Annotated in this window: 14 protein-coding genes; 6 read left to right on the plus strand and 8 right to left on the minus strand. The window is 65.5% G+C overall.

The genetic code is table 11. From position 1 onward, the window contains the following. Positions 1–139 precede the first annotated feature (139 nt). A complete protein-coding gene (locus tag AC3WLX_RS27565) occupies positions 140–8,635 on the plus strand; it encodes an ExeM/NucH family extracellular endonuclease (RefSeq protein ID WP_492338327.1) in 8,496 nt (2,831 codons plus the stop codon). Between the two features lie 286 nt (positions 8,636–8,921). On the opposite strand, the gene AC3WLX_RS27570 is transcribed toward AC3WLX_RS27565, so the two are convergent. The 6 genes from AC3WLX_RS27570 to AC3WLX_RS27595 form a co-directional block, all read right to left on the minus strand. Beyond that, complete coding sequence (locus tag AC3WLX_RS27570) at positions 8,922–9,479, minus strand: HNH endonuclease (RefSeq protein WP_008142962.1); 558 nt, start codon at positions 9,477–9,479, stop codon at positions 8,922–8,924. 203 nt (positions 9,480–9,682) lie between these two features. Further along, positions 9,683–10,660 carry a peptidyl-alpha-hydroxyglycine alpha-amidating lyase family protein gene (locus tag AC3WLX_RS27575; protein ID WP_291628411.1) on the minus strand — a complete coding sequence of 326 codons (978 nt, stop codon included), beginning with the start codon at positions 10,658–10,660 and terminating at the stop codon, positions 9,683–9,685. Between the two features lie 144 nt (positions 10,661–10,804). Continuing rightward, the gene (locus AC3WLX_RS27580) at positions 10,805–12,568 is read right to left on the minus strand and encodes a flavin-containing monooxygenase (RefSeq protein ID WP_492338328.1); all 1,764 of its coding nucleotides are present in this window, start codon (positions 12,566–12,568) and stop codon (positions 10,805–10,807) included. Positions 12,569–12,708: 140 nt separating this feature from the next. Then, the gene (locus tag AC3WLX_RS27585) at positions 12,709–14,256 is read right to left on the minus strand and encodes an acyl-CoA synthetase (RefSeq protein ID WP_492338420.1); all 1,548 of its coding nucleotides are present in this window, start codon (positions 14,254–14,256) and stop codon (positions 12,709–12,711) included. Positions 14,257–14,266: 10 nt separating this feature from the next. Beyond that, positions 14,267–15,451 carry an ABC transporter substrate-binding protein gene (locus AC3WLX_RS27590; RefSeq protein ID WP_492338329.1) on the minus strand — a complete coding sequence of 395 codons (1,185 nt, stop codon included), beginning with the start codon at positions 15,449–15,451 and terminating at the stop codon, positions 14,267–14,269. A 35-nt stretch (positions 15,452–15,486) separates the two neighbouring features. Then, a complete protein-coding gene (locus AC3WLX_RS27595) occupies positions 15,487–16,461 on the minus strand; it encodes an NAD(P)H-dependent flavin oxidoreductase (protein WP_492338330.1) in 975 nt (324 codons plus the stop codon). Between the two features lie 182 nt (positions 16,462–16,643). Between AC3WLX_RS27595 and AC3WLX_RS27600 the strand changes: the two genes are divergently transcribed. Then, positions 16,644–17,531 carry a LysR family transcriptional regulator gene (locus AC3WLX_RS27600; protein WP_492338331.1) on the plus strand — a complete coding sequence of 296 codons (888 nt, stop codon included), beginning with the start codon at positions 16,644–16,646 and terminating at the stop codon, positions 17,529–17,531. Here AC3WLX_RS27600 and AC3WLX_RS27605 read toward each other — a convergent pair. Then, positions 17,528–18,181: a DNA-3-methyladenine glycosylase family protein gene (locus AC3WLX_RS27605; protein ID WP_492338332.1), complete on the minus strand. Its 654-nt coding sequence runs from the start codon at positions 18,179–18,181 to the stop codon at positions 17,528–17,530. The two genes, AC3WLX_RS27600 and AC3WLX_RS27605, sit on opposite strands and share 4 nt — an antisense overlap. 116 nt (positions 18,182–18,297) lie before the next feature. On the opposite strand from AC3WLX_RS27605, the gene gluQRS reads away from it, so the two are divergent. Next, positions 18,298–19,167, plus strand: coding sequence for a tRNA glutamyl-Q(34) synthetase GluQRS (gluQRS, locus tag AC3WLX_RS27610; protein ID WP_492338333.1), 870 nt, complete (start codon positions 18,298–18,300; stop codon positions 19,165–19,167). Positions 19,168–19,268: 101 nt separating this feature from the next. Further along, positions 19,269–20,531 carry an ATP-binding protein gene (locus tag AC3WLX_RS27615; RefSeq protein WP_492338334.1) on the plus strand — a complete coding sequence of 421 codons (1,263 nt, stop codon included), beginning with the start codon at positions 19,269–19,271 and terminating at the stop codon, positions 20,529–20,531. On the opposite strand, the gene AC3WLX_RS27620 is transcribed toward AC3WLX_RS27615, so the two are convergent. Continuing rightward, complete coding sequence (locus tag AC3WLX_RS27620) at positions 20,458–21,351, minus strand: YihY/virulence factor BrkB family protein (RefSeq protein WP_291627475.1); 894 nt, start codon at positions 21,349–21,351, stop codon at positions 20,458–20,460. The genes AC3WLX_RS27615 and AC3WLX_RS27620 overlap by 74 nt on opposite strands. A gap of 221 nt (positions 21,352–21,572) precedes the next feature. Between AC3WLX_RS27620 and AC3WLX_RS27625 the strand changes: the two genes are divergently transcribed. Both AC3WLX_RS27625 and AC3WLX_RS27630 read left to right on the plus strand, forming a co-directional pair. Then, complete coding sequence (locus AC3WLX_RS27625; RefSeq protein ID WP_291627473.1) at positions 21,573–21,767, plus strand: twin transmembrane helix small protein; 195 nt, start codon at positions 21,573–21,575, stop codon at positions 21,765–21,767. A 2-nt stretch (positions 21,768–21,769) separates the two neighbouring features. Beyond that, on the plus strand, positions 21,770–22,342 hold the full coding sequence (locus tag AC3WLX_RS27630; protein ID WP_492338335.1) for a cob(I)yrinic acid a,c-diamide adenosyltransferase: 573 nt from the start codon (positions 21,770–21,772) through the stop codon (positions 22,340–22,342). Positions 22,343–22,422 lie beyond the last annotated feature (80 nt).

Below are 22,422 nucleotides of genomic sequence, written 5' to 3' on the forward strand. Positions count from 1 at the left end.
GTCACCGATCTGTTGTCATCGGCATTCTATCAAAGCGCATTAACGATCCGTTAACCATCGGCCGTCTGGACCGTGCCCTCACGCATGCCGTGAGGCGGCGATCCGCGACGTCGTCTCTCAAGCGCTGGAGTGGCTATCCATGTCGACGACCCCTCATGTCCTGGCGAACGGCGATTTCCTGCAGGATTGGTCCAATACCGGTCTCATCACGACCAATGATGATTGGTCGGGAGTCGCGTCGATCGTCGGCTATCTCGGCAACGATGTCGTTTCGGCAACCGGGGTGGACGCGCGTACGGCTACCGGATCGTCGTCAGGAGATGTCGACGTCGTCGCCAACCAGACCAATACCGCCATCACCAACGGCGGTGTGGCCGAATTCCAGATTGCCAACCCGACGGTGGCGCTGAACGGCTCGAACAGTGCGGATGCCCCCAACCTCGTGATCCATCTCGACGCCACCGGCCGCAGGGATGTCCGACTGAGCTTCGAGGCACGCGACCTCGACGCCAGCACGGACGACGCCGCGCAGCAGATCAACGTGCAATATCGCCTCGGTTCGAGCGGGGCGTGGACCAACGTTCCAAGCGGCTACGCCGCCGACGTCACCACCGGCGGTGCCGCGACCCAGGTGACCCAGTTCGATCTGCTGCTGCCTGACGCCGTCAACGGCCGCAGCGACCTCCAGGTTCGCATTCTTACCACCAACGCCGCCGGCAATGACGAGTGGGTCGGCATCGACGACATCCGCGTCACCAGTTCGTCCGAATCGGCGATGGAAATGCAGCACGTCGCCTTTGCACCGGATTTGCTTACGGTGTCGCATGACGAAGGTAACAGCGGTCCGACCGTCTTCCAGTTCACCGTCGAGCGTAGCGGCGGAACCACGGGCGACGTGGCGTTCTCGGGAGCGATCGCTTCGGCACAGACCGATGCGGCCGACTATGTCGGCGGCGAGCCGGTCAGCTTCAGTGGCACCATCGCTGCGGGAGAGACCTCCGCAGTCGTGACCGTCACCGTCGCCGGCGACACCGTCAATGAGCCGAACGAGAGCTTTACGCTGACGCTGCAGGACGTTTCCAATTCGGCGGCCGTGACCACCACGATCGGCAGCGCCGCGACGGCGACCGGCACCATCGTCAACGACGACCTCGGCATCACCAAGATCAGCGCAATTCAGGGCAGCGGAGCCAGCAGCGCGATGGTGGGCCAGATTGTGACCGTCGAAGCCATCGTGGTCGGCGACTTCCAGAACGGCGATGCCGACGCCAACCGCAATCTCAACGGCTTCTATCTCCAGGAGGAGGCCACCGATTCAGACGGCAACGTGCTGACGTCCGAGGCGATCTTCGTCTACGGCGGCGCCACCGACGTCCAGATCGGCGACCGGGTCCGCGTCACCGGCTCGATCAGCGAATATTTCGGCCTGACCGAGCTTACTGCCAGCAGCATTTCGGTCGTTCAGGCCGGCGCGGTGGCCGACATTGACACGATGGCGACACAGATCGACCTGCCGTCGATGGGCACGACGCTGAGCCAGGACGGCGACTACCAGCCCGATCTTGAAGCCTACGAAGGCATGCTGGTCACAATTCCCGAGACCCTGACCGTCACCGAGCAGTTCAATCTCGACCGTTTCAACGAGATCAAGCTTGTGGCGGGCGAACGGCCCGAACAGTTCACCCAGGAGAACGCGCCCGACGCCGCCGCCTACCAGGCGTATCTGGCCGAGCTCGGTGGTCGCACCATCACCTATGACGATGGCCTGAACGTCCAGAACGCCGCGATCAACACCCTCGACGGCTTCGATCCGAACGACAACCCCTCCGCCACGCCGAACTACGGCACTGCCGACGCGGTCCGGATGGGTGATACTGTCACCGGCCTGACCGGTGTGCTCGACTATCAATGGGCCGGCAACTCCGCCTCGGGGGCGACTTGGCGGATTCGTTCGGTCGAGGATGGCGCCAACACCTTCGGGGCCGGCGATAACCCGCGCACCGATGCGCCGGAAGACGTCGGAGGTCGCCTGAAGGTGGCGAGCTTCAACGTGCTGAACTATTTCACCACGCTGGACAATGGCGGCACCACCGCGATCGGCCAAGCGCCGCGCGGCGCCGACAACGCCGCTGAGTTCGCACGTCAGACCGAGAAGCTGGTCGCGACCATTCTCGACATGGACGTCGACGTGCTGGCGCTGACCGAGCTGGAGAACGACTTCTCGGCCGCATCGTCCGGCAACGCGATCAAGTACCTGGTCGAGCAACTCAATGCCGTGGCTGGGGCCGGTACCTATGCCTGGGTCGATCCCGGCCAGCAATTCGTCGGCGGCGACGCCATCGCGGTCGGCTTCATCTACGACACCACCGCGGTGAAGATCGCCGACGGTACGACCATCGAGACCCTCAACGACGCCGACCTGCCCGGCCTCGGCCTCGGCGGCTTGCTCGGGCAGAGCACGGTCGGCGCGGTGTTCGACGGCGAGAACACCAGCCGCAATGCGCTGGCGGTGACCTTCGAGGAACTTGCGACCGGCGAAACCTTCACGGCGATCGCCAACCATCTCAAGTCCAAGAGCGGTACCGGCTCCGGCGCCGATTCCGATCAGGGCGACGGCCAGGGCAATTGGCAGAACCAGCGCGAGCTGGCTGCCACCGCACTCACCGCTTGGGCGGCGAGCGATCCGACCGGCTCGGGCGATCCGGACGTCATGCTGCTCGGCGACTTCAACGGCTACGCCAAGGAGCAGTCGACGGCGATCATCGAGGGCGCGGGCTATGAGGATTTGCAGGCCCGTGAGGACGATGCTTATTCCTATGTGTTCGACGGCCAGACCGGCACGCTCGACTATGCCTTCGCCAATGCCAGCCTCGGCGCGCAGGTATCCGGTGTGACCACTTGGCACATCAACGCCGACGAGGCCGATGCGCTCGACTACAATACCGACTATGGCCGCGACACCTCGATCTTCGACGGCGACGCCTCGATCCGGGTGTCCGACCATGATCCGGTGATCGTCGGCCTCGATCTCGGCGAGCAGGAACCAACCCCGGCTTACACGCTGCAAATCCTGCATGCATCGGACTTCGAGGCAGGCTTGAACGCAGTCGATCGCGCCGGCAACTTCGCGGCGATCGTGGACTATCTCGAGGAGACCTACGACAACTCGATCACGCTGTCGTCGGGCGACAATTTCATTCCCAGCCCGTTCTTCAGCGCCGGGAGCGACAGCTCGCTGAAGGAGGTCTATGAAACGGCGCTCGAGACCTATTACGGCCTCGCCGCCGGGACGCTGAATATCTCGCCCGGCTTCGGTACCGCCGACATGGCGATGCTGAACATCATCGGCGTGCAGGCCTCGGCGATCGGCAATCACGAATTCGACGCCGGCACCAGGGCATTCGCCGACATCATCAGGCAGACCGGCGGCTATCCCGGCGCGCAGTTCCCCTATCTCTCGGCCAATCTGGACTTCTCGGCCGATGCCAATCTCGCCTCGCTCTACACCGGCACGATCCTGGATGCGGACGCCTACACCGGCTTCCCGCCGGCCGCGGGTATCGGCAAGAAGATCGCGCCGGCCACTGTGATCGAGGAGAATGGCGAAAAGATCGGCGTGATCGGCGCCACAACCCAGATCGTGCAGAGCATCTCCTCGACCGGCGGCGTCGAAGTGATCGGCGACAATGTCGATGACATGGCGGCGCTGGCGGCAATCCTGCAACCGACCATCGACGGCCTGCTGGCCCAGGGCATCAACAAGATCATCCTGGTCAGCCATTTGCAGCAGCTCGCGCTCGAAAAGGCGCTGGCGCCCCTGCTGCACGGCGTCGACGTCATCATCGCCGGCGGCTCGCACACCCTGCTGGCGGACGAGACCGACGTGCTTCGTGCCGGCGACACCGCTGCCGACACCTATCCGATCGTCACCGCGAACGCCGACGGCAAGACCACGCTGATCGTCAACACCTCCGGCGAGTACTCCTATGTCGGACGACTGGTGGTCGATTTCGATGCCGAAGGCAACGTGATCTACAGCGCCAATACGGCGGTCAACGGCGCATACGCCAGCACGGAGGAGGTGGTGGCCTCGCTTTACGATGGCAACACGACGGTCGATGTCGACGATGACGGCGACGTAGATGCCGACGATGCCAACGCGTTTGCCGACGGCGGCCGCGGCGATCTGGTCAACGACATCGCCCAGGCGGTGGGCGGCATCATCGACGCGCAGGACGGCAACACTTTCGGCAAGACGGACGTCTATCTCGAAGGCCGTCGCGGCGAGGTGCGCACCGAGGAAACCAACCTCGGCGACCTCACCGCCGATGCGAACCTGTGGTACGCCCAGAAGGTCGATCCGACCGTGCTGGTTTCGATCAAGAACGGCGGCGGCATCCGCGACTCCATCGGCTACGTGTATGCGGTCGGCGGCGAAGCGGTGGAGAGCCCGCCGCTGGCGAACGCCAGCGTCGGCAAGGAAGCGGGCGAGGTGTCGCAGCTCGATATCGCCAACTCGCTGCGCTTCAACAACGCGCTGTCGATGGTTACGGTGACCGCGGATCAGCTGCTCAAGGTGCTCGAGCACGCGGTGGCGGCGACAACGGCGACCGCGACTCCCGGCCAGTTCGCCCAGGTTGGCGGCATCGCGTTTTCGTTCGACAAGGACTTGCCGGCCGGCAACCGCGTGCAGTCGGCAGCGCTGCTCGACGACAACGGCAACCCCGTGCTGACGCTGGTCGAGAATGGAGAACTGGCAGTCGATCCCGAGATGGCGATCCGGGTAGTGACCCTGAGCTTCCTGCTCACCGGAGGCGACGGCTATCCGTTCGCGAGCTTCATCGCGGCCAATCCCGCCTTTGCCAATGTCGTCAACCTGTCGCCAGACCTGGTTCCCGATGCCGAGCAAGTGGCGAACTTCGCCACCGAAGGTACCGAGCAGGACGCTTTCGCCGAATACATGGCGGCGAAATACTCCGACACGGCCTACGACGTTGCCGACACCGACCGGACGCACGACGAGCGCATCCAGAATCTCGACTATCGTGAAGACACGGTGCTCGAAGGCGAACCCTTGATGCTGGTCGGCGATGACGGCGACAACGCGCTCACCGGCGCGATCGGCGACGACGTCCTCTCCGGCCTCGGCGGCGACGATGTCCTCGCCGGGCTCGCAGGCGACGATCAGCTCGACGGCGGCGAAGGCGACGATACCCTGTCCGGCGGCGAGGGCGACGACGCGCTGCTTGGCGGGGCAGGCGACGACACGCTCGACGGTGGCGCCGGCGACGACCAACTGGCGGGCGGCGAGGGTGACGACACCCTGACCGGCGGCGAGGGCGACGACGTCCTGGTCGGCGGCGAAGGCAACGACGTCCTGGAAGGCGGCCAAGGCAACGACGAACTGGCGGCCGGCGCCGGCGACACGGCTGATGCTGGCGATGGCGACGATCTCATCATCGTCTCTACCGACGACGCCGCGCCGAGTTCGATCGACGGCGGCGACGGAAATGACACGGTCAAGCTGATCGGCGGCGGCACGGCGGAACTGATCGCCACCCTCAATGTCGAAAACCTGCTGGTCTCCGCAGGCACCTGGTCGGCGGCCGGATCGGCATCGTACGACAACGTGACGGTCCAGGACGGCGCTAAGCTGGCTTCGAGCCTCATTGTCGACAACAACGACCACGTCGTCATCGAGGCCGGCGGTGCGCTCGCGGTGTCCGGCAACGCGATCATCTGGCAGGGCGGTGGCAACGCGGTCGTCGATAATGCCGGCGAGATCTCAGGCTCGACCCGTGCGCTCACCACTACGGCGGGGGCGACGGGCTCGCTGACCCTCAACAACCAGGCCGGCGGCGTCGTTCGAGGTGCGCTGACCCCGGAACGGGCCGGTCACGCCGACGCGACCATCACCGTCAACAACGCCGGCCTGATCGAAGCGAACGGCCGCGTCCTCGATTTCCGTACCTTCGACAACAACGGCGCGCCGGCGGTGATCAACAACCTTGCCGGAGGCGTCATCCGCCAGCACAATTCCGATACCGACGTGATCCGCCCCGGCACTGACGGCGTCGTCAACAACTGGGGGACGATCACGACGGATCCGACGTTCGTGGGTGGGGGCGATCTGATCGACTTCCAGAGCGACACCGGCGGCAAGGTCAACAACTACGCCGGCGGCTGGATGGAAGCTTCGCGTCATGCCGTGACCGGTGACAACGCCGTCACCGTCATCAACAGCGGCACGATGATCGGCCGTAACGGGTCCGCGGTGAATCTCGACACCGACGGAACCGAAGCGCAGAAGGCGTTCATCATCAACCACGGCGTGATGGAGGGCCGCTCGGCCGAACTGTCCGACAGCGACGGCGACGCCATCGATGTCGACGGTCTGGTGCAGATCGTGAACTACGGCAAGATCTCGGGCCTCGGCGCCGAGGGCTATCACGACGGCGAGCCGAACGTCTCCGAAGCGATCGCGATCGGCGGCGGCAGCATCGTCAACAATGCCGGCGGCGAGATCTACGGCTACGGCCGTGCGATCCAGGTCGACAACTCCAGCAACGCCAACGCGCTGGGGGTGACGACCATCGTCAACCACGGCCTGATCAAGGGCGACGGCCACGGTCCGGAAGGGGTCACCCCCGAAGATGCGGCGCGGTTCGACCTGCGCGGCAACGAGGCGATCAACCTGGTCGGCACATATGCCGACAGCCTCACCAACAGCGCCACCGGTCAGATCGTTGGCGGCGTCTCGATGGGCGGCGGCAGCGACACGCTGAGCAATGACGGCTCGATCACCGCCACCGGCGGATCAGCGGTGAACATGGGCGAGGGTGACGATCTGATCGTCAATCGCGCCATCATCACCGGCGACGTCCTGCTCGGCGCCGGTGCCGACGAGCTGATCAACCAGAGCTCCGGCGTCATCACCGGCGACGTCAGCTTCGGCGACGGCAATGACAGGCTCGGCAACACCGGCAAGATCGTCGGCAAGGTCGATCTCGGCGCCGGCGACGACTTCGTCAACATCTGGATCGGGTCCGACATCCAAGGCCAGATCCTGCTCGGCGACGGCAACGATATCTTGATCTCCAACGACTGGATCTCGACCAACATGGAGATCGACGGCGGTGCCGGGAATGACGAGATCTACACCTCGTTCGGTAACGACACTATCCACGGCGGCGAAGGCAACGATCGGATCTATGCCAACCAGGGCAACGACACCGTCTACGGCGATGCAGGCAACGACGAGATCTACGGCAACGACGGCGACGATCTGATCATTGGCGGTGCCGGAGACGACACCATCGATGGCGGCGCCGGCACCGACACCGCGACCTTCTCCGGCGCGATTGCCGGATACGCGATGATGCTCAATGCCGACGGCACGTTGAACGTCGCTGATCAGCTCGGCGGCGATGGCACGGACACGATCGGCAACATCGAGGAAGTCCGCTTCGCCGACGGCATCTGGAAGCTGCGCACCGGAACCGGCGGCAGCGATACGATCGCTGGTGGGGTCGGCAACGACCTGGTTTTCGGCGGTGCCGGCAACGACACCTTCATCGGCGGCGCGGGTCTGGATCGGTACGACGGTGGCGACGGCGTCGACACCATCGACTACAGTCAGATCCTGTTCAAGCTGACGATCGATCTCGAGGCCGGGCTGGCCTACTATCCGGGCTATCTGCCGGGCGCCGACCACCTCGCCGGGATCGAGAACGCGGTAGGGACGGCGTATGACGACACGCTGATCGGCTCGGCTGAAGCCAACACCCTGAACGGCGGCCACGGCAATGACCTGCTGATCGGCGGCGCCGGCAACGACGTTCTGCTCGGCGGCGTCGGCGACGACGTCCTGCGAGGCGGTGCCGGTGACGACACCATCGACGGCGGCAGTGGTCAGGATGTGTTGGACCTGTCCGACGCCGCCGGTCCGGTCACGATCAACCTGGTGTCGGGCACCGCGACCGGAGCCGGCATCGGCACCGATCATTTCAGCGGCATCGAGGGCTTCATGCTCGGCGCCGGTGCGGACAATCTGACAGGCGGCAACGGCGCCGATATGTTCGATGGCGGAGCCGGCAACGACGTCATAGCTGGTGGTGCCGGCAATGATACGCTGCGCGGCGGCGATGGCGAAGATAGCGTCGACGGCGGCTCCGGCAACGATGTGGTCGAGGGTGGCGCTGGCAAGGACACGTTGAAGGGCGGTTCGGGCGTCGACGTTGTCTCAGGCGGCGACGGCGACGACAACATCGATGGCGGCTCCGAGAACGACCTGCTGAATGGTGGTGCCGGCAACGACACCATCAAGGGCGGCTCGGGTGCCGACATCATCGCGGGCGATGCCGGCAACGACATCCTGTCGGGCGGCTCGGGTGCGGACGTGTTCGTTTTCGCCGCCGGCTTCGGCAAGGATACTGTCACCGACTTCGCCGCCACCGGCGCCTCGGGCGATGTGCTGCAATTCTCGAGCAGCCTCTTCGCCGACTACGCCGAAGTGATGTCGCACACCACGCAGGTGGGCGGCAACGTCGTCGTGACGCTCGATGCCGACAACACCGTGACGCTGGCAAATCTGCAGATCGCCTCGCTCACGGCAGACGATTTCCGCTTCGTCTGATCCATCGCGGACTGAACCGAGCCACGGAACGCAAGAGCGTTCCGTGGCTCTTCGCAAAAGACGCCGGCGTCGATGCCTGCCAGAGCCCGCCGCCGGCGTGCGCACAGACTCCAATGGAAATGTAGAGGCGCGGACGTTGCAAGCGTCGCCACGGCGCCTGCCGAAGAGCTTCATGGTCAAGGCGGCCGATGAGCGCTCGAGGCGGTTAGATCGAACATCACGCCGCAAACGTGACGTGCTTATTCATCTTGACGCTCTATGAACCGCATCACCAGCGGAGGCGCGCCTACGGATCCAGCTCCGTATCCCAGTACAGATAGTCGAGCCAGCTGTCGTGCAGATAGTTCGGCGGAAACAGGCGGCCGTTGCGGTGGAGCTGGTGCACGGTGGGCGCGAACGCGCTCTGGCGCGGAAACATCTTGGCCTGCGCCGGCGTGAGATTGCCCTTGCGCAGATTGCAGGGCGAGCACGCCGCGACCACGTTTTCCCAGGTGGTCTGGCCGCCTTTGCTGCGCGGGATGATGTGATCGAAGGTGAGGTCTTCGGGCGAGCCGCAATATTGGCAGGCGAAACGATCGCGCAGGAAGACGTTGAACCGGGTGAAGGCGGGGTGGGTGGTCGGCTTGACGAAGGATTTGAGCGAGACGACGCTCGGCAGCTGCATCTGCAGGGTGGGACTGTGGACCGCCTGATCGTAGTGAGCGACGATATTGACGCGGTCGAGGAACACCGCCTTGATCGCGTCCTGCCACGACCACAACGACAGTGGGTAGTAACTCAGCGGCCGGAAGTCCGCATTCAGCACCAACACCGGCCAACTGCCTTGCGAGACATGTGCGTTCAAGTAACGCTCCCGGCCTCCAATGTACGCTGCGAAGCAGCATGTAGTCACATACTACATGCAGCGTGACGGGATTGTGAAGCCCGTTGAGCGACTTATTCAGGCGGATGCAATGCGGCGCCGGAGTGGCAAAAGTACTCAAAAAGCCGCGATCCCGCCAGGATGCCCAGGGCCGCTCGCCCGGCGTGGTGGCCTCTCCGCGACCTCTACTTCCGTACCCGCTCCAGCTTCTGCAGGCACCGCGTCGTGCGCACCGCGGACGGCATCTCCTCGTCCGGAAAGCTGGAGTCCCAGTTTGTGACGCCGACCTCGCCCACATAAATGTCGCCCTGCGAGTCCAGAGCGATACCGTGCGGCGCGAGGAATTTTCCGCTGGCAACGCCCGGCCCCGCTTCGCCGCCGAGCCGCGCGATGCGATTTCCCTTGGCGTCCACGATCGACAGCCGCGGGCCGAGGTTGGGCACATTGCGGTTGATGGCAAGGCCGGGGCCGAGCTCGCCGATCACGAAAGTGGGGCTCTTGGCCCCGCCGCAGCAGCACAGCGCGCAGGGCCGGTGAAGATTGTTCCACTGCGTCTCGTATTTGCCCTCGCCGTCGAACACCTGGACGCGGTGGTTTTCGCGGTCGGCGACATAGACCCAGCCGTCGGCATCGGTGGCGATATTGTGCACGATGTTGAACTGGCCGGGGTCGGTACCCGGCTCGCCCCAGCTCTTGATCAGCTTGCCGTCGGGCGTGAACTTGTGCACGCGCGCATTGCCATAGCCGTCGGAGACGTAGATCTCGCCCTTCGGCGACAGCGCGGTGTGGGTGCAGCGGTGGAATGGTTCGCCGCTCATGAACGGCGCCGGCTTTGCGGGGATGCCGATCGTCAGCAGCACCTTGCCGTCGGTGGTGCATTTGCGCACCGTGTGGTCGCCGTCGTCGGTGCAATAGAGATTGTCGTCGGCATCGATATGCAGGCCGTGCGCGCGGGAAAACAGTCCTTCGCCCCAACTGCGGAGGAAATTGCCTTCGCGGTCCAGCACCACCATCGGGTGGGCGCCGCGGTTGAAGACGTAGACGTGGTCCTTGCTGTCGACCGCGACCGAGGCGACGTCGGTGAGCTGCCAGCCGTCGGGAAGTTTTGCGAAGTTTTCGACGACGCGGTAGCGGTGCTCGCCGCTGCCGAGAATGGCTGGCATTAATCTCTCCTCTTGTCATTCCGTGCACGCGAAGCGTGAACTATGATGCGCAATTGCGCATCTGAGAATTCATCGTGCCGCGCGTTCCGGAGTCTCCATGGGTTCCGGGCTCGCGCTTCTCACGCCCCGGAATGACGGTTGTAGCTATAATCGTGCCAAAATCCCTTCCTCGATCGCCTTGATCTGCAGCGCGAGATATTTCGAGTTGATGCGACACTGCGCCAGGCTGCCGGCGATGAACCAGAGGCCGGGCTGCTTCGTCCGTGCATACATGTTGCGCAGCTCGAAGCCGTCGCCAAAACCCCAGATCGGGCCGACGCGGTCGGCGACGGCATCCCCGAACAGTTTTTGCACCAGATATTCCTGCGGCTTGTATCCCGTGGAGAGCACGATGAGATCGGCCGCAATGGTCGAGCCGTCCTTCACCCGCGCCCCGTCGGCGACGAAACCTTCGATGTCGTCGAACTGCCTGAGCCCGATCTTGCCCTCGACGATCAGGTTGGAGCAGCCGACATTGAAATAATAGCCGCCCCCGCGTGTGAGGTACTTGAACTGCCAGCCGGTGCCGGCCTCGCCGAAGTCGAGCTTGAAGCCGACGCGCGAGAGGCCGTCGAGCAGCTCCTTGTCGAGCTGCTTCGACTGCTCGGTCAGCATCACATGCGTCTTCTTCGCGAGCGGCGTCGGCATCGAGGCCGCGATCAGGTCGTTGTCCTCGAGCGTCCCTTCGTTGTAGGTCGCATAGGCGAGCTGCGCCGACGGCTCGATATTGGTGACCAGAGTCGGCGAGCGCTGCACCAGCGTCACCTCGGCGCCGCTGGAATACAGATCCTGCGCGATGTCGTGACCGCTGTTGCCGGTGCCGATGACGATGGCGCGCTTGCCGGCCCAGTTCTCGCCGTCTTCGTAGCGGCTGGAGTGCAGCAGCGAGCCCTTGAAATTGTCGAGAGTCGCAATATCCGGAATGTTGGCGATGCCGCTGACACCGGTCGCCATGATCACGTGGCGGGGATGCATGGTGCGCCGGCTGCCGTCGGCCCGGCGCAGGGTGACGGTCCAGTAACCGTCGGCCTCGTCGTAGGAGCCGCCTTCGAACTCCGTGCCGGTCCAGAAGTTCAGCTCCATCGCGTCGACGTAAGCTTCGAACCAGTTGGCGAGCTTGTCCTTGGGGATATAGGTCGGCCAGCTCGGCGGGAAGGGCATGTAGGGCAGGTGATTGACCTGCACCTGGTTGTGCAGCGTCAGCGCGTGGTAACGCTTGCGCCAATTGTCACCGATCCGCGCCTCGCGGTCGACGATCAGCGCGTCGACCTTCAATTGCTTCAGTCGCGCCGCAATCGCGAGCCCGGCTTGGCCGCCGCCAATCACCAGCACGGCCGGCTCGCGATCGGCATAGTCGCGCGAGGCGTTGCGCTGGTCGAGCCAGTTCGGCCCGCGGAAATCGCGCGAATAGGCCTGGCCGCGCGGGCGCAAGGTGCCGAGCTGTTCCTCGAAGCCCTTGAGCTCGTCGAGCGCGGTTAGCAGCGTCCATGCCTTCAGGCGGTCTCCGTCCGTCGTGTCCGGGACGAGCCTGACGATGCCGCTGCCGCGGCCGATCGCGGTCTCGAAGCTGAAGATCGCTTCGATGCAGTTGGTGCCGGCCCGCATCACCCAGCGCGGCGGCGCCCGGTTCGATGCGATCTTGAAATGGGTCGGCGTCGCCTTGGGCGCGCGCGCGGCCAGCTCCTGCGTGATCGCATCGCGGCCCGCGACTGTCTGCAGGTTCCAGCTCAGCGCCAGCACGTCGCGCCAGAATCCGTCGGAGAGAAAGAGCGGGTCCAGCGTGGCGGGATCAGGTCTGTTTAAGGTGCGCTCGAAGTCGTCGAGCCAGGCCTGTGCGGCGATCGAAATATCCTGCGTCCGGTCCAGCATGCGCGACCTCATGGCCGTCTTCGCGGCGTTTCCTGAGATCGAAGGCTATACGGTTTCGCCGCCCGCCAAAAGCCGCCAAGCCGGCAGGACATGTATGCTGCCCTGCTCAATCGGAATATGGCCGGCCGCGCCGGTCCCGTTCAGGCGCCTCCGGCGCTGCCCAGGCTCGTGTCCGCCCAATAGGGATCGCGCAGCTTGCGCTTGAAGATCTTTCCGGTTGCCTCGCGGGGCAGCGCAGCCAGGAATTGGACTTCCTTCGGCACCTTGAAGTTGGCCAGGCGCTCGCGCAGGAAAGCCTGCACCGCGGCGGCGGAGAGCTGCGCACCGGGCTCCGGCTCGACGCATGCGCACAAGCGCTCGCCATATTCCGCATCCGGAATGCCGAACACGGCGCAGTCGCGCACCCCCCGCATTCCAATCAAAACGCTCTCGATCTCGGCGGGATAGATGTTGACGCCGCCCGAGATCACCATGTCGCGCTTGCGGTCGCACAGGAACAGATAGCCGTCCTCGTCGAGATAGCCGACATCGCCGACGCTGACGAGGCCGTCGCGCCCGGCCTCGGCCCGCGCCTGCGCCTTGCCGTGATAGTCGAAGTCCGGCACCGCGGTCTGGCGCATGTAGATCTCGCCGATCTCATTGGCGCCGCAGAGGCTGCCGTCCTCGCGAAAGATCTTGACGATGCCGCCTTCGATGGCGCGGCCGACCGTGCCGGGCTTCCTCAGCGCCTCCTCGGCCGAGTGCCAGACCGGGATGCCGGTCTCGGTCGACCCGAAATATTCGTTGATGACGGGTCCCCACCAGTCGATCATGGCCCGCTTCACCTCGGGCGGGCAGGGCGCCGCGCCGTGCACGACGAACCGCAGGGACGACAGGTCGTATCGTTGCCTGACCGTTTCGGGCAGGCGCAACAGGCGCACGAACATGGTCGGTACCATGTGGAGATGGGTCACGCGGTGGCGCTCGATCAGCGCCAGCAGCTCCTCGGCGTCGAACCGCGGCTGGAGCACGATGGTGCAGCCGTTGCGGAACGCCATCATGCCGTAGGAATGCGGCGCCGAATGATACATCGGACCGTTGATCAGCACGATTTGGTCCTCGCGCGGCTTGATGCCGTAGGTGATCGCGCCGACGCGTTCGGAGGCAGCGGCCTGCTCGGGCTGCATCGGCATGCGCCGCACGCCCTTCGGCATGCCCGTGGTCCCCGAGGTGTAGATCATCGCCGCGGCACGGCGCGGCGGCGCCTGCGTTTCCGCATGGCCGTCACGCCAACGGTCCCAATCAGCCAGTCCGGCCGGGACGGCCGTCAGCTCCGGGGAAATGGCGAAGGTCGCCGCGAGCTCGGGCGGCGTCGCGACCACGAGCAGGCGGACATCCTCCGGAATGCCGCCGTGGATCTGGGGCAGCAGGTCGGCGTGGCAGATCAGGATCTTCGCGCCGCTGTCGGACAGGATGTAGCGGACCTCCTCGGCCTTGAGATGCCAGTTGATCGGCACCACCGGGCTGCCCAGCGCGGCGGAGGCGGCAACCACCTCGAACAAGGCGAAATCGTTGCGCAGCATCATGGCGACCGGTGCGCCCTCGGCAAGCCCGAGGGCACGAAGGCCGCCTGCCGCGCGTCTGATGCGCGCCTGGATCTCGGCATAGCCGATCTGGCGTTCGCCGCTGATGATCATGGTCTGTCCTATTCCGTTCTGGTCAGCGATCGTCCAGCACGTCGCCGAATCCGACCCAGCTCTTGCCGTTGAAGCGCCGGAGCTGCAGCTGCTGGAACGGCAGATAGTCGTCGGGGCCGGTGCTCACGCTGATGCCTGGCAACAGCAGCGGCAGCTTCACCTCCTTCAGCGAGGCGGCCTGGCGCAGGATGTTGTCGCGGCTGAAATCGTCCTTGCACGCCTTCAGCACCGTCATCAGCAAGGTCGCGTAGTGGTAGCCGGCTGCGTAGTTGGAGTTGGAGAGGTCCGCATTCGGCATGTACTGCTTCATGAAGGCGAAATACTCCTTCACGCCGGGATCGCTGGCCCATTGCGGGTCCATCGTGTCCTTCTGATTGCTCGACGAGATCAGGCCGACCGCGTTGTCGAGCCCGGCCGGCTCCAGGAACGAGATCGACGAGGCCGAGGTCGGCACGAAGAAGAGCTCGGGTTTCCAACCGATCTCGGCGACGCCCTTGATCATCTGCGAGGTGAACTTGCCGAGCACGACGCCGAACAGCACGTCCGCGCCCGAGGCCTTCAGGGTCGAGAGCTGGGAGCTGATCGTCGGCGCGCTGGTCTCGTAGGTCTGCTCCGCGATGATCATGCTGGCGGCCTTGTCGCCGAGCGCGCGCTTGAAGCCGGCGACATAGTCGCGGCCGAAATCGTCGTTTTGGGACAGGATGGCGATCTTCGCGCCGGGCTTGGTGCGGAGCACGTGCTTGGCATAGACCACGCCCTCGGACTCGTAGGCGGCCATGCCGGGCATGGTCCACGGATATTTCTGCGGCTCGGCCCATTTCGTCGCGCCGGAGAGCACGAATAGCTGCGGAACCTTCTTGCCGTTGAGATAGCGCTGCACCGCGCTGTTTGTGGCGGTGCCGAGCGAGCCGAACATCATCAGCACCTCGTCCTGCTCGACCAGCTTGCGGGTCTGCTCCACCGTCTTCGGCGGCGAATAGGCATCGTCCAACGTGATGAACTTGACCTTGCGGCCGTTGATGCCGCCCTCGGCGTTGATCTTCTCGAAGAAGGCCTCCTGGGTCCGTCCGATCGCCCCGAAGCCGGATGCCGGACCGCTATAGGGCAGGGTCTGTCCAATGCGGATTTCGTCGGCGCCCCCGGCATGGGCGCCACCGCTGGCGATGGCCAGCAGGGACATGCCAATCAGTGCGGCTGCCAGCTTCATGATGTCCTCCCGTGTCTTGTTGCAAGTCCAAAACGTCAGGCGCTCGCGCGCATCAGGAATTCGCGCCTTGCCTGGTCGAATTCACCCTTCATGCGGTCGACCAGCTCGGCGACCGGCGGGGCGTCGGTGATCTGGCCGATGCCCTGGCCCGATCCCCAGATGTCGCGCCACGCTTTCGATTTCATGTTGCCGCCGGAACCGAAGTTCATTTTGGATTTGTCGGCGGCGGGGAGATTGTCAGGATCCAGCCCCGCAGCCGCGATCGACGGTCCCAGATAGTTGCCGTGCACGCCGGTGAACAGATTGGTGTAGACGATGTCGTGCGCGGCGTGCTGCGTCAGCGCGGACTTGTAGGCTTCGTCGGCATTGGCTTCCTGCGTCGCGATGAACCGCGTGCCCATATAAGCGAGGTCGGCACCGAGCGTCAGCGCGGATGCGATGCCGAAACCATCGCTGATCGCGCCCGACAGCAGGATCGCGCCGCCGAACCATTGCTTCACCTCGCGCACCAGCGCGAAGGGCGACAGCGTGCCGGCGTGTCCGCCCGCACCGGCGCAGACCAGGATCAGGCCGTCGACGCCCTGCTCGGCGGCCTTGCGCGCGTGCTTGACGTTGATGACGTCGTGGAACACCAGCCCGCCATAGGAATGCGCGGCCTCGACGATTTCCGCCGGCGGCCGCAGCGAGGTGATGATGATGGGGGCCTTGTGCTTCACACAGGTCTCCATGTCCTTCATCAGCCGGTCGTTGGAGGCGTGGCAGATCTGGTTGACCGCGTAGGGCGCGACCTTCTTGCCGGGATTGCGCGATTTGTATTCGCCGAGCTCGTCCTCGATGCGGCTCAGCCATTCGTCGAGCTTCTCGACCGGGCGGGCATTGAGCGCAGGAAACGAGCCGACCACGCCCGCCTTGCACTGGGCGATCACCAGCTCCGGCCCGGAGACGATGAAGAGGGGCGAGCCGACCACGGGCAGCTCGAGCGAGTTCTTGAGCAAGGCGGGCAATGCCATCCGATCCTCCTGACGACGCGCCGCGCCGGCCCTTTCCGGCCGAAGGTGAGCGCTTCCATTGTCGATTGTCGCACTGGCGATAATCTCCCGCCTCGCGTTTGAACCCATTATAGAGTTGGACGGCGCGGCGGGGATCGTTCAAGATTGAACATCCGCGTATTCAATTTTGAACGGAGCCGCCGGTGGACTGGGATCTCTGCAAGACCTTCGTGGCCGTGGCGGATACCGGCAGTTTCACTGCGGCGGCACGGCGGCTGCACGCCAGCCATCCGACTGTCAGCCGCAAAATCGCTGCGCTGGAGACGCAGCTTGGCACCAAGTTGCTGGCTCGCGCGGCCGAGGGCTTCGTGCTCACCGCCGCCGGCCGCACGCTGCGCGAACATGCGGAGGCCATGGCCGCCGCCGCGCTGAGGGCCGAGGCCGCGGTCGGCGCCGGCGGGCGCAATGCGCGCGGCACGGTCAAGCTGTCGGTCGGGGCGACGCTGGCCTCGCACTGGCTGATGCCGCGGCTGCGTGCCTTTCTGAGCGCGCATGATTACATCCGGCTCGAGATCATCACGCATCCGTTTCCGGCCAGCGTGCGGCGCCGCGAAGCCGACGTGGTGCTGCGTCCGGTGGACAGCGGCGAGGAAAATCTCGTCGGCCGCAAGATCGGCCGCCTCGGCACCGGCTTCTATGCCTCGCGCGACTATGCCGCGGGCCGGTCCTTGCCGGAGCGCAGCGGCGAGTGGAAAGGGCACAGCATCGTCGGCTTTGCCGATCAGGACTCCAACGCGCAACTGGCCCGATGGAGCGACACGATCACGCGCCAGGGCACGATCGTGATGCGCTGCTCGTCGCAAGGCGACATGCTGGCGGCCGTGCGCGCAGGGATCGGAATCTCTGCGCTGTCCTGCTTCGTCGCGGAAAGCTATCCCGACCTCGTGCGCGTCGCTCCGCGAAAGCTCGCCAGCGTGGCCGACCTGTGGCTGCTGGCTCATCCCGACCTCGTCGACCTTCCAGCGGTGCGGGCCGTGGTCGAATTCGTGGCCGCATGTGCCCGCGCCGATCGCGAGCGGCTGCGCGGCTAGGTCGATCCCGCGAGCACGCCCTCACGCTTCTTCACCGCGCGGTAATAGCTCCACCATAGATGCGCGGCGGCGCCGCGCAGCGGACGCCAGGGCTCGGCGATCGGCGCCATCTGCTTCTCCGTCGGGCGCGCCTTCAGGCCGAGCCCGATGCGGATGCTCTCCTGGACCGCAAGGTCGCCGGCCGGCCAGGCATCGCCATGGCCGAGGCAGAACAACAGGTAGACGTCGGCGGTCCAGGGGCCGATGCCAGGCAACGCAATCAGGGTGTGATGCGCGGCATCGGCATCTTCCTCCGCAAGCACGTCGAGATTCAACCGCTCCGAGGCAATCTCGCGGGCGAGATGCTTGAGCGTCTTGATCTTGGCGGCGGAAAGGCCGAGCCGTCCGAGCCGGTCGGTGCGAGCGCGGCGCACCGCGTCATGGTCGAACGGATCGAAGGCCGCCGACAGCCGCCCCCAGATCGCGGCGGCGCTCGCGGTCGAGAGCTGCTGCCCGCAGACGATGTGCGCGAGCCCTGCAAAGCCCGGCTCGCGCCGCCGCAGCGCCGGCATGCCCGCGATCTCCAGCACGGGCTTCAGGCGCGGATCGCGCTTGATCAGCGCAAGGACGGCTTCTTCGAGATCGGACTGGGTTTCGAGGTGGATGGTCATGGTGTTTCAACTCGTCATGCGCGGGCTTGACCCGCGCATCCATCTCCTATCGTAACAGAGTCCTTGGAAGATGGATGGCCGGGTCGAGCCGGCCATGACAAGCCTCGTGAGAATCCATGCCACCCGTTTTCCGGTTTGCCCCCAGCCCGAACGGCTTTCTGCATCTCGGCCACGCCTATTCCGCGCTGCTCAACTTCGATCGCGCGCGGGAAACCGGCGGGCGGCTGTTGCTGCGGATCGAGGACATCGACATGACGCGCTGCCGGCCGGAGTTCGAGGCGGCGATGTACGAGGATCTCGCCTGGCTTGGGATTGCCTGGGAGACGCCGGTGCGGCGGCAGTCGGAGTATCTCGCCGATTATCGCGGGGCGCTGGATAAGCTCTCTGCGCTCGGCCTCGTCTATCCCGCTTTCGAAAGCCGGGCCGAGATCGCACGGCTGGTGGCGGCGCGCGAGGCCGACGGGCCGTGGCCGCGCGATCCGGATGGCGCGCCGCTCTATCCCGGCGATGCGAAGTCGCTCTCCGCTGCCGAGCGCGACCGACTCATCGATACGGGCATGCCTTACGCCCTGCGGCTCGACATGGCAGCCGCCTGCCGCCGCACCGGCGGTCTGAGCTGGAAGGAATTGGGCGAGGGGCCGGACGGCGAGCGTGGCATGGTGCCGGCGCGGCCGGAGGCGTGGGGCGACGTGATCTTGGCCCGCAAGGAGACGCCGACCAGCTACCATCTCTCGGTTGCCGTCGACGACGCGCTCCAGGGCGTCAGCGAGGTCGTGCGCGGCCAGGACCTGTTTTACGCCACCGCGGTGCACCGCCTGCTCCAGGTCCTGCTCGGCCTGCCTGCCCCCGTCTACCGCCATCACCGGCTGATTCGCGACGACGCGGGACGGAAGCTGTCGAAATCCAGCCGCTCGACCGGACTGCGCGAATTGCGCGCGGCCGGCCTCACGCCCGCCGGCATCCGCCAGCTGATGGGATTAGGTTAAGTTTCTCTGGGGGTTAGCAAAACGCCGCCGTGACTCCAGGTGTTCCTCCGTGCCATGCTCGGACAGCGCGGGGTTCGAAGAGGGTACTTCGAAGGGGATCTATGGCGGCGAAAACGCGCCCAGTGCGCACCACGCGGACGTCCAGGCGACCGCCTCGGAAGCCGTCCGGGGCGGCCGGCCGGCTGCGAAAGCGCAGCAGCAAGGCGGTCACGCCTGACGTGGTCCAGGCGGCGCTCGCCGCCTTTGCTCATGAGGTGCGTACCCCCCTGACCGGCATTCTGGCGATCAGCGACCTGCTCGCGACCTCCGATCTCGGCGAGCGGGAGCGGCGCTGGGCCGATACCATCAAGGCCGGCGCCGAGCATCTGGCGAGCCTCGCCACGCTGTTCGTGGACGCTGCCCGAACCGGCAAGGGAACGGGGAAGGGCGGCAGTACGCTGCGGCAGGACCTGTTCGATTTGCGAGCGCTTGCCCGCAGCGCCGGCGATTCGCTGGCCGGCCGCGCCGCGGCCAAAGGTCTCCAGGCCGAGGTTCGGATCTCCGAAAAACTTCCCGGCCTCGTGGTCGGCGATTCCGTCCGCCTGCGTGCCGCGCTCGAGAACCTGATCGACAACGCCGTGAAATTCACCGACCAGGGCGGCGTGGCGCTCGCCGTCGAGCCGTGGCGCCCCGGCAAGGGCAAAGCGAAGGGCAGGGTCGGCGTCGCCTTCTCCGTGTCCGACAGCGGCATCGGCCTGACCATGGCCGAGATCAAGCGGCTGTTCCGCCCGTTCACCCAGGCCAATGTCACCATCGCCGCCCGCTTCGGCGGCGCCGGCCTCGGGCTCTCCTCGGTCAAGCAGTTGGCGCGCGCGATGGGCGGCGACATCACCGTCGCTGCGCGCCGTGGCGGCGGCGCCACCTTCACGCTGACGGTGTCGCTGGATGAGGCAGAACCGGGCAAGTCCCGCAAGGCGAATGACGGCAGCGGGCCTGATAGGGTGCCCGCTCTTCGCGTGCTCAGCGTCGAGGACAACCCGTTCGGCCGCGTCGTGCTCAACACGATCCTGACCGAGCTTGGCCATCAAGCCGAGTTCATCGGGCGCGGCGAGGATGCCGTGAACCGGCTGGAACTGGGCGCGTTTGACGCGGTGCTGATGGACATGGTGCTGCCAGGGATCGACGGCATCGAGGCCATCCGGCGGATCCGCGCGCTGGCGACGCCGCTCGCCCGGATTCCGATCATCGGCGTGTCGGGCCGCGGCGAGGACGAGGCTGCCTCGCGCGAGGCCGGTGCCGACGCCTTCCTGGTCAAGCCTGTGTCTCCGAGGGCTTTAGCGACTGCGCTGCTTGAAGCGACACGCCGTGAGGAAGCCGCGACTTGATGATCGCGGCGTTGAGCTCGCCGCCGTAAACGAAGATCGCGGCGATGAAATACAGGAACACCAACGCGATGATCACCGAGGCCAGGCCCGCATACATCGTCACGTAGTTGTTGGCGAAGCGGGCCAGATATTGCCCGAACACGATGCTCGAGATCAGCGACGCCACGATGGTGAAGACGATGCCGGGCAATATCTGCAGAAAGCTGCGCCGTCCCGCCGGCAGCCAGGCGTGCAGGATGAGCAGTGCGATCACCAGCGCGCCGATGGAGATGCCGTAGCGCACCCAGGTGAGAATGCTCTCGTTGGATTCGACGAACAGCGGAATGTGGCGCCGCGCGGCCTCGATGATCAGCGGACCGAGCACGATCAGGAACGCCATGGCGAGCGCCGTGAAGGCCGCAATGATCGTATAGGCAATCGATTCCAGCCGGAGCCAGTACCAGCTTCGCATCTCCACCACCGCGTAGGCGCGGTTGAGCGCGACCCGCAGCGCCTCGACGCCGTTTGAGGCGAAATAGACCGACAGCGCCGCGCCGATCGTCAAAAGGCCGGTCCGGGTCGTGGTCAGCACGTCATGCACCTCGCCCGAGATCGAATCGGCGACTTGCTTGGGCCAAACCTGGAGCATCAGGCTGGCGGCTTGGTCGGCGAGTTCCTTGGAGCCGAAGAAGCCGGCGAGCGAGGTCAGCACGATCAGGAACGGGAACAGCGCCATCAGCGTCGACAGCGCGATGTGGCTCGCGATCGCCCAGCCGTCATCGGCCAGGAAGGTGTAGAACGCGTCCATCGCGACGACGTAAATGTAGCGGATCGCTCTCACCTGGCACCTACACCGCTGCTCTCTCGCCCCGCGGGCAGGGAGAGATCGGGAGAACAGGGAATGGGCGCAAATCGGAAATCATCACGCTACCATCTGATATTATTGACCCAAAAGCCAGTTCGCGAAGTGCCGCGCTGTCATTCCGGGGCGCCCGCAGCGCGAGCCCGGAATGACGAATCGGGGAGATGGCGGAGCGCCGCACGCGGTGTTATCTAGCCCCGATGGCATCTCTCCTCAGTACTTTCATCCTGCCGGCCGCCGCCGGCGCCGTGGCGCTGGTGCTGCTGCTCGGGCTCATCAACATGATGCGCGGCGGTTCGCCCAACACCTCCCAGAAGCTGATGCGCTGGCGCGTGCTGCTGCAGTTCGTGGCGATCATCATCGCAATGGCGGCGATCTGGGCGATGGGGCGCTGACCATGGTCGTATTGAACCGCATCTACACGAAGACAGGCGACGACGGCACCACTGCTCTCGGAACCGGCGAGCGGCGCCCAAAATACGATCTGCGCATCGAAGCCTACGGCACCGTCGACGAAACCAACGCCGCGATCGGCGTGGTCAGGCTCCACACCCAAGCCGTGCCGGAGCTCGACGCGATGCTCGGCCGCATCCAGAACGATCTGTTCGACCTCGGCGCCGATCTCGCGGTGCCCGAGCGGGAGGGCAAAGCCGAGCGGCTGCGGGTGGTGGCGAGTCAGGTCGAGCGGCTCGAGCGCGACATTGACATGCTTAACGACACGCTCGCGCCGCTGACCTCTTTCGTGCTTCCCGGCGGTACGCCGGCTGCGGCTTACCTCCACGTCGCGCGCACAATATGCCGCAGGGCGGAACGCGTGATGGTGGAACTGGCGGCTCGTCCCGGCGAGCCGGTCAACGCGGCTGGCATCCAATATATGAATCGCCTGTCCGACTTCCTGTTCGTGGCGAGCCGGACGGCTAACGGCAATGGCGCCGGCGACGTGCTCTGGGTTCCCGGCCAGCACCGCTGACCCATCGTGCGCCCGCATTTCAGAAGGCCAAAATTAGGCCCGTTCGCGCGTTGACCGGGGCAGATCAGGCCTTTAGGTTC

Source organism: Bradyrhizobium sp. FW305-F6 (assembly GCF_058782905.1).